10 protein-coding genes are annotated in these 12821 nt (G+C 63.9%); 6 read left to right on the top strand and 4 right to left on the bottom strand.

Going from position 1 to position 12821, the window contains the following annotated elements:
* The first annotated feature begins 10 nt into the window (after positions 1 to 10).
* From FJW04_RS14130 to FJW04_RS14160, 6 genes are all read left to right on the top strand, one after another.
* Positions 11 to 835 carry an ABC transporter ATP-binding protein gene (locus FJW04_RS14130; RefSeq protein ID WP_140714788.1) on the top strand — a complete coding sequence of 275 codons (825 nt, stop codon included), beginning with the start codon at positions 11 to 13 and terminating at the stop codon, positions 833 to 835.
* On the top strand, positions 822 to 1670 hold the full coding sequence (locus FJW04_RS14135) for an ABC transporter permease (protein ID WP_015317384.1): 849 nt from the start codon (positions 822 to 824) through the stop codon (positions 1668 to 1670). Before FJW04_RS14130 ends, FJW04_RS14135 begins: the two co-directional genes overlap by 14 nt.
* A gap of 3 nt (positions 1671 to 1673) precedes the next feature.
* Positions 1674 to 2975: a cytosine deaminase gene (locus FJW04_RS14140; RefSeq protein ID WP_140714790.1), complete on the top strand. Its 1302-nt coding sequence runs from the start codon at positions 1674 to 1676 to the stop codon at positions 2973 to 2975.
* Positions 2975 to 4378, top strand: a complete 1404-nt coding sequence (locus FJW04_RS14145) for an FAD-binding oxidoreductase (protein WP_140714954.1) — start codon at positions 2975 to 2977, stop codon at positions 4376 to 4378. Before FJW04_RS14140 ends, FJW04_RS14145 begins: the two co-directional genes overlap by 1 nt.
* 205 nt (positions 4379 to 4583) lie before the next feature.
* Positions 4584 to 5165, top strand: a complete 582-nt coding sequence (locus tag FJW04_RS14155; protein WP_181172935.1) for an NAD(P)H-dependent oxidoreductase — start codon at positions 4584 to 4586, stop codon at positions 5163 to 5165.
* On the top strand, positions 5165 to 5752 hold the full coding sequence (locus tag FJW04_RS14160; RefSeq protein ID WP_140714794.1) for an NAD(P)H-dependent oxidoreductase: 588 nt from the start codon (positions 5165 to 5167) through the stop codon (positions 5750 to 5752). Before FJW04_RS14155 ends, FJW04_RS14160 begins: the two co-directional genes overlap by 1 nt.
* Before the next feature lie 48 nt (positions 5753 to 5800).
* Here FJW04_RS14160 and FJW04_RS14165 read toward each other — a convergent pair whose 3' ends face one another.
* Genes FJW04_RS14165 through FJW04_RS14180 form a run of 4 tightly spaced genes read right to left on the bottom strand, consistent with a single transcriptional unit; the run spans position 5801 to position 12792 of the window.
* Positions 5801 to 8266 carry an FAD-dependent oxidoreductase gene (locus FJW04_RS14165; protein ID WP_140714796.1) on the bottom strand — a complete coding sequence of 822 codons (2466 nt, stop codon included), beginning with the start codon at positions 8264 to 8266 and terminating at the stop codon, positions 5801 to 5803.
* Positions 8263 to 9444 carry a pyridoxal phosphate-dependent aminotransferase gene (locus FJW04_RS14170; RefSeq protein ID WP_140714798.1) on the bottom strand — a complete coding sequence of 394 codons (1182 nt, stop codon included), beginning with the start codon at positions 9442 to 9444 and terminating at the stop codon, positions 8263 to 8265. The genes FJW04_RS14165 and FJW04_RS14170 overlap by 4 nt, the downstream gene beginning before the upstream one ends.
* Positions 9437 to 10342, bottom strand: a complete 906-nt coding sequence (locus FJW04_RS14175) for a homocysteine S-methyltransferase family protein (protein WP_140714800.1) — start codon at positions 10340 to 10342, stop codon at positions 9437 to 9439. The genes FJW04_RS14170 and FJW04_RS14175 overlap by 8 nt, the downstream gene beginning before the upstream one ends.
* Complete coding sequence (locus tag FJW04_RS14180) at positions 10339 to 12792, bottom strand: FAD-dependent oxidoreductase (RefSeq protein ID WP_140714802.1); 2454 nt, start codon at positions 12790 to 12792, stop codon at positions 10339 to 10341. The genes FJW04_RS14175 and FJW04_RS14180 overlap by 4 nt, the downstream gene beginning before the upstream one ends.
* Positions 12793 to 12821 lie beyond the last annotated feature (29 nt).

Raw genomic sequence — 12821 nt, forward strand, 5'->3', positions numbered from 1 at the left:
CCGGCCCGGCATGATGCGGGAACAGGTGGCGCAAACGCCCGCCTCGGACATGGCTCCGACCTTGCTGGCGCTTCGTGGCGTCGGCAAGGTCTTTTCCAACGGCGTGACGGCGCTCAGCGATGTCGACCTGACGATCCGGGAAGGCGATTTCCTCAGCCTGCTCGGACCGTCGGGCTGCGGCAAGTCGACGGCGCTGCGGCTGATTGCCGGCCTGTCCACGCCGACATCCGGCGTGCTCGACTGGCGCGGCGGCGGCTCGCTCGACCGTGCCAATATCGGCTTCGTCTTCCAGGAGCCGACGCTGCTGCCCTGGGCCAGCGTCTTCGACAATGTCTGGCTGCCGCTCAGGCTGAAAGGCATTTCCCGCGCCAAGGCCGCCCCGGCGATAACGGAGATGCTGGCGCGGGTGCACCTCACCGGCTTCGAGGACGCCGTGCCGCGCGAACTCTCCGGCGGCATGAAGATGCGCGTCTCGATCGCGCGCGCCATGGTGACCAAGCCACGCGTGCTGTTGATGGACGAGCCGTTCGCGGCCCTCGACGAGATCACCCGCTTCAAGCTCAACAACGACCTGCTGGAACTGTGGCAAGACGAGCGCTTCACCGTCGTCTTCGTCACCCACAGTGTGTTCGAAAGCGTGTTTCTCTCCAACCGCGTCGTCGTCATGGCGGCTCGGCCGGGGCGGGTGTTCGACGAACTCGCGATCGAGGCCTCCTATCCGCGCGATGATGCGTTTCGCACCTCGCCTGACTATGCGGCCCTTTGCCGGCAAGCCTCGGATGTGCTGGTCAATGCCATCAATTCAACAGTGGGCTCGCATCATGACGGCCATTGACGGCACGTTGAAACTCGACCCCGAGGAAGCGCGCCGCGTGCGCCAGGAGCGGTTTGAGCGGATCGGCCGCTGGGTTCTGCCGCTGGCGATCATGATCCTGGCGATCTGGCTGTGGGACCGCATCTGCGTGTGGAACGAGATCCCGCAATACATCCTGCCGCGCCCCGGCGTTGTGCTGACAACGCTCTACAACGATGCCGGCCTGCTGTTTTCCGCACTGCTGGTCACCTTGCGCATCACCTTCCTCAGCCTGCTGCTGGCGGTGGTCGGTGGCGTCGGCCTGGCGGTCTTGTTCGCGCAGTCGAAATGGGTGGAGATGTCGTTCTTCCCCTTCGCCATCGTGCTGCAGGTGACACCGATCGTGGCGATCTTTCCGCTGATCAACATCTATGTCGACAATCAGACGACCAAGCTCCTGCTCTGCGCCTGGATCGTCGCCTTCTTCCCGATCCTGTCGAACACCACGCTCGGCCTCAACTCGGTCGACCGCAACCTGCGCGACCTGTTCAAGCTCAACGGCGCGACGCGCTGGCAGCAGCTGCGCTATCTCAGGCTGCCGGCGGCTATGCCGTATTTTCTCGGCGGGCTGAAGATCGCCGGCGGCCTGTCGCTGATCGGCGCCGTGGTGGCCGAGTTCGTCGCCGGCGCCACCGGCCAGTCGTCCGGGCTTGCCTCGCGCATCATCGAAGCGGGTTACCGGCTCAACGCGCCAAGGCTGTTCGCGGCGCTGTTCCTGATATCGCTGACAGGCATCCTGATCTTTCTCGTGCTGTCGCTGATTTCGCATCTCATTTTGCGGCGCTGGCACGAGAGCGCGCTGAAGCAGGAGCGGTAGACCTTGATACCAGCCTCTGGCTCTTACCGCCTTGCCAACGCGCGTGTTCATCAATCTGTCACGCTTGGTCTGGCTGCGACCTTCGACAGCGACGGTTTCGCCCTTGCCGACATTACCGTCGCGGACGGCAAGATTTCCAGCATCGCCGCGCAGGCCGCATCGAAGCTACCGCCGGGCGTCATCGACCTTGCCGGCCGTATCGTGCTGCCGTGTTTCGTCGACTGCCACACGCATATCGACAAGGGCCATATCTGGCCACGAAAGCCCAATCCAGACGGCAGCTTCATGGGCGCTCTGAACGCCACGGGCGCCGACCGCGTGGCGCGCTGGAGCGCCGAGGATGTGGCGCGTCGCATGGATTTCTCGCTGCGCTCGGCCTACGCGCATGGCACCAGGGCGCTTAGAACTCATATCGACAGCGTCGCGCCGCAGGAGGAAATCTCCTGGCCCGTGTTCGAGACGATGCGCGAGGCATGGCGTGGCCGCATCGAATTGCAGGGTGCCTGCCTGCTCGGCATCGAGGGCGTGCGCGACAAGAAATGGTTCGACAGGCTGGCCAAACGCGTAGCCGCCGCCAAGGGCGTGCTTGGAGTCGTCACCTATATGGTGCCGGACCTGGAAGAGCTGCTCGACCACGTTTTCGCGCAGGCAATCAAGCACGGGCTCGACCTTGATTTCCACGCCGACGAGACTGATGACATCGCCGCGATCTCGCTGAAGAAGATCGCCGAGGCAGCGCTGTGGAACGGCTTCGAGGGCAACATCCTCATCGGCCATTGCTGCTCGCTGGCGCGCCAGCCCGATCTCGAGGTGCTGGACACGCTGGACAAGGTGGCGAAGGCCGGGCTGGCAATCGTGTCGCTGCCGATGTGCAATCTCTATTTGCAGGACCGTCGCGCTGACCAAACCACACCGCGCTGGCGTGGCGTGACGCTGCTGCATGAGATGAAGGCGAGGGGCATTGCGGTGGCCGTCGCTTCGGACAACACGCGCGATCCCTTCTATGCCTATGGCGATCTCGATATGCTGGAGGTCTACCGCATGGCGACGCGCGTCCTGCATTTCGATCATCCGGTCGGCGACTGGCCGCAGGCGGTCACCGCGACGCCGGCCCATGTGATGCGGCTCGATGGCTTCGGCACGCTCACCGCCGGAGGCGATGCCGACTTCGTGCTGTTCAAAGGTCGAAGCTGGACGGAATTGCTGTCGCGCCCCGAATCGGATCGCATCGTCGTGCGTGCGGGGCGAGCGATAGACCGGCAATTGCCCGACTATGCCGAACTCGACGGACTGATGGTGGAATGATGGATGTTTCGGCGCTCAAACGCGATCTCGACGGGATAAAACTCGACGACAATCCGGCCATCGTCCAGCAGAAGAGCCGCGACTTCTACTGGTACAGTCCGGTGCTGAAACAACAGCTCGACCATGTCACCGGCGACCTCATCGTGACGCCCAGGAACGAAGCCGAACTGATCCGCGTGCTTGCCGCCTGTCATCGGCATGGCGTGGCGGTGACGCCGCGCGGCAGCGGCACCGGCAATTATGGCCAGGCAATGCCGCTTTCGGGCGGTGTGGTGCTTAATCTCGCCGAGATGAACGAGATCAAGTCGATCGCGCCGGGGCGTGTGGTGACCGGACCGGGCGCGGTCCTGGCCGACATCGACAAGGCGACGCGCGCGCATTCCGGGCAGGAGCTGCGACTGTCGCCCTCCACCTACAACACCGCCTCGATCGGCGGTTTCATCGCCGGCGGCTCCGGCGGCGTCGGCTCGATCAATTTCGGCGGATTGCGTGATTTCGGCAATGTGCTGCGCCTGCGCGTGGTGACGATGGAGGCTGAGCCGAGGGTGCTCGAACTCACCGGCGAAGACCTGCACAAGGTGACCCACGCCTATGGCACCAATGGCATCATCTCGGAAGTCGAGATGCCGCTGACGGCGGCCTATGACTGGATCGACGTCATCGTCGGCTTCGACCAATTCATGGATGCGGCGCGCTATGGCAATGCGCTGGCCTGCCAAGACGGCATCCTGACCAAGCTGATCACGCCGGTCGCGGCACCCGTGCCGCAGCTTTATTTCAAGCGGCACCAGAAATTCTTCAGGGAAGGTCAAAGCATCTGCGTCGTCATGGTGGCGCGACATGGGCTGGATGCTTTTCTGGCCTTTACGCGCCGCGCCGGGGGTGAGGTGACCTACAACGCCACCACTGCGACCCCTGAGGAGAAAAAGGGCCTGCCGCCGGCCTATGAGCTGGCCTGGAACCACACGACGCTCCGGGCGCTGCGCGTCGACCCCGCCGTCACCTACCTGCAGTCGCTCTATCCCTTTCCCAACCAGCTGGCGCTGGTAGAGAAAATGGATGCGATGTTTCCCGGCGAAGTGTTCTCGCATCTCGAATTCGTGCGGCTGGATGGCAACATCACCTGCTTCGGCCTGCCGCTGGTCAAGTTCACCACCGAGGCGCGGCTTAACGAGATCATCCGCCTGCATGAGGAAAATGGCTGCCCGATCTTCAACCCGCACCGCTACACGCTGGAAGAGGGCGGCATGAAGCAGACCGACGCGGTGCAACTCGCCTTCAAGCGCGAGACCGACCCGCAAGGCCTGCTCAATCCCGGCAAGATGATCGCCTGGGAAAACCCGGACTATGACTACCGTTCGGGCCGGACGTTCCTGTTCAAGGGGTTGCAGAGGACCGGATGAGGAGAAGTTCGCGCTTGAACACCCCCCTCTGGCCTGCCGGCCATCTCCCCCGCAAGGGGGGAGATCGGACTGCCTCATTGCTTTCGCCAATTGTCAGCGTGGCAGGTTGGCGGCAGCGTTTAAGCTGCCAATCTCCCCCCTTGCGGGGGAGATGGCTGGCAGGCCAGAGGGGGGTGCCTCGCGCCGACCTGCGGAATATCCTCCCGTGAAAATCCTCGTCCTCTACGCTCATCCGGTCGAGACCAGCTTCAATGCCGGGCTGCACGGGACGATCGTCGAGCGCCTGACGGCGGCGGGTCACGTGGTCGACGATTGCGATCTCTATGCCGAAGAATTCGATCCGCGTCTGACGCGCAGGGAGAGGCTGGATTATCACAATTTCCGCGGTCCTGGGGATCCTGCGGCGCCATACGTCGAGCGCCTGTTGCGGGCCGATGCGCTGGTGCTTTCCTATCCGGTCTGGAATTACGGTTTCCCGGCGATCCTGAAAGGGTTTTTCGATCGCGTCTTCCTGCCGGGCGTGTCGTTCAAGCTGGTCGACGGCAAGGTGGAGCCGTCGCTGCACAACATAAGAAAGGTCGCGGCGGTCACCTCCTATGGCGGCAGCCGGTTCCGCGCCTTTCTGATGGGCGACCCGCCGCGAAAACTGATCAAGCGCATGCTGCGCGCCACGGTAAAGCCGGGTGCTCCGGTGACCTACCTCGCGCATTATTCGATGAACCTGTCGACCGATGAAACCCGGAAGTCCTTCACGGCGAAGGTCGCGGCCAGCATGGATGCATTCTGATGCGTGCGCTTGTCGTCTATTGCCATCCGGTGCCGGAGAGCTTCTGCGCCGCCATTCGCGACATCGCCGTGGATGTGCTGACGCGTCGAGGCTGGGACGTGCGGCTGCTCGACCTCTACGCCGAAAAGTTCGATCCGGTGATGAGCTGCGAGGAGCGGCGTACCTACAATAGTCAGGCGCCGCAGGATCCGGCGCTGAAACCGCATTTCGAACTGCTCAACTGGGCCGAGGCGATCCTGTTCGTCTACCCGACCTGGTGGTACGGGCTGCCGGCGATGCTGAAGGGCTGGCTCGACCGGGTGTGGGCGACCGATGTCGCCTTCAAGCTGCCGGCGGGCAGGGGAGGGATCAAGTCGCTGATGACGCATGTCACCAGGGTCGGCGTCATCACCACTTGCGGCGCGCCGACCTGGTGGAGCGTCGTCGTCGGCCAGCCCGGGCGCAAGACCTTGCTGCGCGGCATGCGGGCGCTGTGCGCCAGGCGCTGCAAGACGTTCTTCCTGGCGCATTATTTGATGGACGCCTCGACGCCGAAGACGCGAGCGGCGTTTCTGGTCAAGGTGCGGGCGAAGTTGGAGCGGTTTTGAAAGATTAGCACCTTCTCCCCGTGAACGAGGGAGAAGGAAAAAGCGCCGCTACATCTTCGTCCGTTCCGATTTCGGATCGTACATCGGTTTCAGCGATGCCTCAGCCGCAAACCGTTCGCCGGCGATCTCGATTTCATAAGTCGAGGCGAGCACATCCGCCTCGCTCTGCCCTTGGCACGGCACATAGCCCAGCCCGATCGCTCCGCCGAGATGGTGGCCGTAATTGCCCGAAGTGATCGGACCGATGATCTTGCCATCGCGCAGGATCGCTTCGTTGTGGAAGAGCAGAGGCTGCGGGTCCTTGAGGCGGAACTGGACCAGGCGGCGGTCCAATCCGGCCTCCTTCTTCTTCAGCACGGCATCGCGGCCGATGAAATCGCCCTTGGCCGTCTTCACCGCGAAGCCGAGGCCCGCCTCCAGCACATTGTCCTCATCGGTGATGTCGTGTCCGAAATGGCGGAAAGCCTTTTCTATGCGGCAGGAATCGAGCGTGTGCAGTCCACAGAGCTTTAGCCCGACATCGGCACCGGCCTCATCGATGGCCTCGAAGACATGGGCGGCCTGTTCGGTCGAGATGTAAAGCTCCCAGCCGAGCTCTCCGACATAGGTGACGCGGTGCGCCCGGGCGAGGCCCATGCCGATTTCGATCTCCTGGAACGTGCCGAACGGATTGTTCTCGTTGGAGAAGTCGTTGGGGCTGACCTTCTGGATCAGTTTTCGCGCATCCGGGCCCATCACGCAGAGCACGCTTTCAGCGGCGGTTACGTCCGTGATGATGACGAACTGGTCGCCGACATGCCGGTGCAGCCAGGCGAGGTCGCGCTGCAGCGTGGCGCCCGGCACGACGAGGAAATAGGCCGTATCCGAAAGCCGCGACACGGTGAGGTCGCTCTCTATGCCGCCGCGCTGGTTGAGCATTTGCGTATAGACGATCTTGCCCGGCGCCACATCCATGTCGTTGGCGCAGAGTCTTTGCAGGAAGGCGCAGGCGTCGCGGCCCTCGACGCGGATCTTGCCGAACGACGTCATGTCGAACAGACTGACCTTGTTGCGGACCGCCAGATGCTCCTCGCGCTGGTTGTCGAACCAGTTCTGCCGCTTCCAGGAATAGCGATATTCGCGCTCTTGGCCCTCACGCGCGAACCAGTTGGCGCGCTCCCAGCCGGCGACTTCGCCGAACACGGCGCCGCGCGCCTTCAGGTGCTCGTGCAGGGGAGAGCGGCGCACACCACGCGAGGTTGCCATCTGGCGATAGGGGAAATGGTCGGCATAAAGCAGGCCGAGCGTTTCGGAGACGCGTTCCTTGAGATAGCGGCGGTTCTTCTGGAAGGGTTGAGTGCGGCGGATGTCGACTTCCCACAGGTCGAACGGGGCTTCGCCATCGTTGATCCACTGCGCCAGCGCCATGCCGGCGCCGCCCGACGAGACGATGCCGATCGAATTGTAGCCGGTCGCCATCCAGTAGCCGCGCAACTCCGGCGCCTCGCCGAGATAATAGCGGTCGTCAGGGGTGAAACTTTCAGGCCCGTTGAAGAAAGTGTGGATGCCGGCGGTCGCCAGCATCGGCATGCGGCTAACGCCCATTTCGAGGATCGGTTCGAAATGGTCCATGTCCTCCGGCAACTGGTCGAAGCAGAAATCCTCGCGGATGCCGTCCATGCCCCATGGCTTGGCCACCGGCTCGAAGGCACCGAGCATCATCTTGCCGGCGTCTTCCTTGTAGTAGGCGCACTCGTCCGGCACGCGCAGCACTGGCAGGCGGCCAAGGCCGGGGATCGGCTCGGTGACCAGATAAAAGTGCTCGCAGGCGTGCAACGGGATGTTCACGCCGTTCTGGGCGCCGAGGTCGCGCGCCCACATGCCGGCGCAGTTGATGACGATGTCGGTCTCGATCGTGCCCTGGCCTTCGCCTTGCGCCCAGGACACGCCGGAGACGCGGCCATTTTTCGTATGGACCTTGGTGACCTTCACATTCTCCGCGATTGTGGCGCCGCGTTGGCGCGCACCCTTGGCCAGCGCCATGGCGATGTTGGCCGGGTCGCACTGGCCGTCGAGCGGCAGATGCACGGCGCCGACCACGTCCGAGACATTGAGATGCGGGTACATCTCCTTGACCTCATTGGGAGAAATCTCGCGCACGTCGACGTCGAAGGCGCGGGCGAGCGACGCCTGCCGGTAGATCTCGTGCTTGCGCTCTTCGGTCAGCGCCACGGTGATCGAGCCGACCTGGCGCATGCCGGTGCCGACCTCGGTCTCGGCTTCCAGCTTGACGTAGAGATCGGCCGAATATTTCGCCAGCCGGGTCATGTTCTGCGAGCCGCGCAACTGTCCGATCAGCCCGGCGGCGTGCCATGTCGTGCCCGAGGTCAGTTGCTTGCGCTCCAGAAGCACGATGTCGGTCCAGCCAAGCTTGGCCAGGTGGTAGGCGACCGAGCAGCCGGAGACGCCGCCGCCGATGATGACGGCCCTTGCCTTGGTGGGGATGGCTTTCGTGGGAAGGCTCCTGGCGGTCATGCGGCCTCACGACGGTAGCTGGAAACGAAACGGCGCAGCCGGGCGGCTGCTTCCCTGAGCACGGGTTCGGGCTGGCACAGGCTGATTCTGATATGGCCGGCCGCGGCTTCGCCGAAACTCGAGCCCGGCATGACGCCGACCTTCTCCTTGTCGAGAAAGGCGAAGGCGAATTTCTCGTCGTCGGGTTCGACATCGGATATGTCGAGCATGACATACATGCCGCCTTCGGAACCGCGCACGGTGACATCGTTCATGCCGCGCACCGCATCGAGCAGGACGGTGCGGCGCGCCGCATAGCGTTCGGCGATATCCTTGACGCCATGGTGCTGCTCCAGCGCCTCGGTGCAAGCGATCGAGATGAAGGCCGGCAGGCCGTAGGTCGTCACCAAATTGAGATTGATCAGCAGCGTGATCATTTTTTCCGGACCGGTCAGCCAGCCCATGCGCCAGCCGGTCATGCCGTGGCTCTTGGACATCGAATTGATCACCAGCGTGCGCTCGGCCATGCCGGGCAGTGAGCGCGGCGAGACATGCTCGCCGCCGCCCAGCGTCCAATAGACCTCATCGGACAGCAGCCAGAGATCGTGCTCGCGGCAGATTTCGGCCAGCTGTTCCAGCCGCTCGCGCGAATAGACGGCACCGGTCGGGTTGTTCGGCGTGTTGATCAGTATGGCGCGCGTGTTGGGCTTGAGTGCCGCACGGATCATGTCCGCGCGCGGTTGGAACCCATCCTCGGCCGGTGTCTCTACGACGGTGAAACTGGCACCGGCGGCACTGAAGGTGTTGGGATAGGTGGCATAGTAGGGGGCAACCACGATGGCGTGGTCGCCCGGGTCGAGAACGGCCTGCACGGCCGCGTAAAGTGCTGCCTGGCCGCCCGGCGTGGCGATGACCTCTTCCGGCGTCGTCTCGACACCGGTGCAGGCGCTGGAGGCCGCCGCCATCGCCTTACGCAGGCGCGGCAGGCCGGGCAGCGGCGTGTAGTGATGGTTGCTGCCGCGAACCGCCGCAACGCAGGCTTCGATCGTCTCCGACGGCGTGTCGAAATCATGGTCGCCGACCGACAGCATGATGATGTCCTCGCCGGCTTCCTTGCGGGCCCAGGCGGCGAAATGAACTTCCCAGCCGTCCTTGCCCGATGGCACGATGCCGGTGATGCGCGATGATGGTTTAGGCATGTGAGACTCCCGAGATCGCGTAGCCGTCCTGTTGCAGCCGGTCGCGCAAGGCGGCGATATGGGCCGGACCGACCTCGCAGCAACCGCCGACGATGTCCGCACCCGCTTCCACCCAGCCGACAGCCTGGTCGGCGTAGGCATCCGGACCGAGGTCGTGGCGGGCATGCAGTACATCCACCGTGCCGCCATGCTTGAGCGCTTCGGTGGAAGTGAAGCCATTGGCATAGGCACCGACCGGGCCGCCGAGCTCGATCAGTTCAGGCAAGGCCGCCGCGATCGCTTCCGGGCGGCAGCAGTTGAGCAGCCGCGCCGCCACCGGCAGATTTCCGAGCGCATCGGCCGCCGACGCAATCGTCTCGCCGCTGCGCAAGCGCGGCGTGCCGTGATCGGCCAGCGTCCATGACACCCAGACAGGCTTGCCGCTTTCCGATGCGGCGGTGACCGCCGCGCGCGCTTCCTCCGACGACGCCATGGTCTCGCAAAGGAACAGGTCGACACCGTCCGCCTGCTCGGCGACGATGCGGCGGTAGATGTCGAGCGTCTCTTGGTAGGAGATCGTCAGCGCCGGCGCGTAGCTGCCGAAGAGCGGCGACAGGCAGCCGGCGATCGCCGCGTCGCCGGCCTCGTCTCGCGCTTGCCTGGCGAGCTCGATGCCACGCTTCTGCAACGGCTTGAACAGGTCTTCCGCGCCTTCGCGCGCCAGGCGTTCGGGCGTCGCCGAATAGGTGTTGATGGTGATGACGCGGGCGCCTGCGTTGATGAATTCGGCATGCAGGCCGCGCACAAGGTCCGGTTCGTCGATCAGCACCCTGGCCGACCACAGCGGCGTCGGCTCGGACTGGCTGCGCCGCACCAGCTCCTGGCCCATGCCGCCATCGGTGAGGATAACGTTCTTCATGCGCGCAGTCTTTCGTTCCTGGGATCCCACAAGGGCTCGTCCTGTTGCACGATCGCCTTGAAGCGATCGCCGAAGATCTCGACCTCAACCGATGTGCCGGGTTCGGTCAGGTCGGCGCGCAGCATGCCGAGCGCGATCGACTTGTCGACGCGATGGCCCCAGCCCCCCGATGTCGTCTCGCCGACGATCTGGCCGTCATGCCAGAGCGTCGACATGTAAGGCGCGTCGCAATCGCCGGGATCTTCGACCACCAGCGTGACGAAGCGTTTTTTCACGCCTTGCTGTTTTTCGTTCTGGAGGGCCGCCTTGCCGCGGAAATCGGGCTTTTCCCATTTGACGAAGCGCTCCAGACCGCCCTCCAGGATCGAATAGTCGGTCGACAGGTCGCCCTTCCAGGTACGGTAGCCTTTTTCGAGCCGCAGCGAATCCAGCGCGTACATGCCAAACGGCTTCAGCCGATGATTCTGCCCGGCAGCGCAGATCGCATCGAAGATCGCGGCAGTGTCGTCGACCCTGGTATGGATCTCCCAGCCGAGCTCGCCTGCGAAGGAGACGCGGACCAGCTTGGCCCAGCGCCCGGCAATCCTGGTCTCCTGATGAGTCAGCCAAGGCAAGGTCAGGTCGGCGTCACAGACGTCGGCAAGGATTTTTCGCGAGTTGGGACCTGCCAGGATCTGCGTCGAGAATTCTTCCGTCCGGTCGATCAGCTTGAACGCCGCATCCCCGGGCATGTGCGATTTCAGCCATTCGAAGTCATGCCACTGTGCCACCGCCGCGGTGATCAGCGTCATGGACTCCTCGCCATGGCGCACCACCGACATTTCGGTGACGATGCGGCCCTTGTCATCGGAGAAATAGACGAGGCCGATGCGGCCGGGTTTCGGCACCAGGCCGGTCACCTGCGCGCTCAGCCATTCGGCGGCACCAGGGCCTTCGAGATTGAAGCGCGAGAAGCCGGGCAGGTCGAGGATGCCGGCGGCGTCGCGGACAGCCAGGCACTCTTCGCGCACGCGCTGCTGCCAAGGCCCGTCGCGACGGAAGGTTAGCGTGGCCTCCTCGGAGACGTCGTCGCCGTCCTGCGCGTACCAGGTGGCGCGTTCCCAGCCATTATAGGCGTCGAAACGGGCACCCAGCGCCTTGATTCGATCGTGGATCGGCGACAGTTTCCTGTCACGTCCTTCCGGCCAGGCATGGCGCGGGAACTGGATGGCGTATTCGTTGCCGTAGATCTCCATGCCCTTGGCCACGCAATAGTCCGGCGCGGAAGCAAAGGAGGTGAAGCGGCGCGAATCGCACGACCACATGTCCCATTCGGTCTGGCCTTGCGTCACCCATTCGGCCAGCACCTTGCCGGCACCTCCGCCCTGGGCGATGCCGAAAGTGAAGACGCAAGCCTCGAAGGCGTTGGGAACGCCGGGCATCGGCCCGATCAGCGGATTGCCGTCCGGCGCATAAGGGATTGGGCCGTTGATGACCTTGGAGAGGCCGGCGGTGCCAAGGATCGGCACACGGGCGACGGCGTCGGCCAGGTAATGTTCCAGCCGGTCGAGGTCGTCGGGGAAGAGCTGGAAGGAAAAATCGTCCGGCATGGGATCGTTGTGGGTGGCCCAGTGCGCGCGGCAATTTCGCTCATAGGGGCCGAGATTCATGCCCGCCTTTTCCTGGCGCAGATAATAGGAGGTATCGACGTCGCGCAGCAGCGGCAGCTTCTTGCCCTGTTCCTTCGACCAGGCGGCGAGTTCGGGGATTTCCTCGAACAAAATGTACTGGTGGCTCATCACCATCATCGGCACTTCGCGGCCGAACATCCTGCCGACTTCGGCGGCACGGTAGCCGGCTGCATTGACGACGGTCTCGCAGCGGATATCGCCTTGGGGCGTCTCGACCACCCACTCGTCCTTTTCGCGGCGCACGCCTGTCACGGGGCAGAACCGGATGATTTTCGCACCCATGTCGCGCGCGCCCTTGGCCAGCGCCTGCGTCAGCTGTGCCGGGTCGATGTCGCCGTCGCTCGGATCGTACAGCGCGCCCTTCAATTCATGCGTTTCGAGGAAGGGGTAGCGGTGCTTGATCTCGTCGAGTCCGATCACGTCTATGTCCATGCCTTGGTAACGGCCCATGCCCTTGGCGCGCTGGAATTCCTGGATGCGCTCCTTTGTGTGGGCGAGCCTGAGCGAGCCGGTGACATGGTAGTTCATGGGATAGTCGACGGCGTCGGCCAGGCCACGATAGAGCTCGGTCGAATAGCGCTGCATGTTCATCAGCGACCAGGAGGAGGAGAAGGTCGGCACATTGCCGGCCGCATGCCAGGTCGAGCCGGAGGTCAGCTCGTTCTTTTCCAGGAGCACGCAGTCGGTCCAGCCGGCCTTGGCCAGGTGATAGAGCGACGAGGTGCCGACAACGCCACCTCCGATGATCACCACGCGCGCCGTGCTCGGCAAACCCGCCATGTTCTTCTCCCAATCTTCAAGCGCGCCGC

This window comes from Mesorhizobium sp. B2-7-3, from assembly GCF_006440715.1.
GTDB classification, from domain to species: domain Bacteria; phylum Pseudomonadota; class Alphaproteobacteria; order Rhizobiales; family Rhizobiaceae; genus Mesorhizobium; species Mesorhizobium australicum.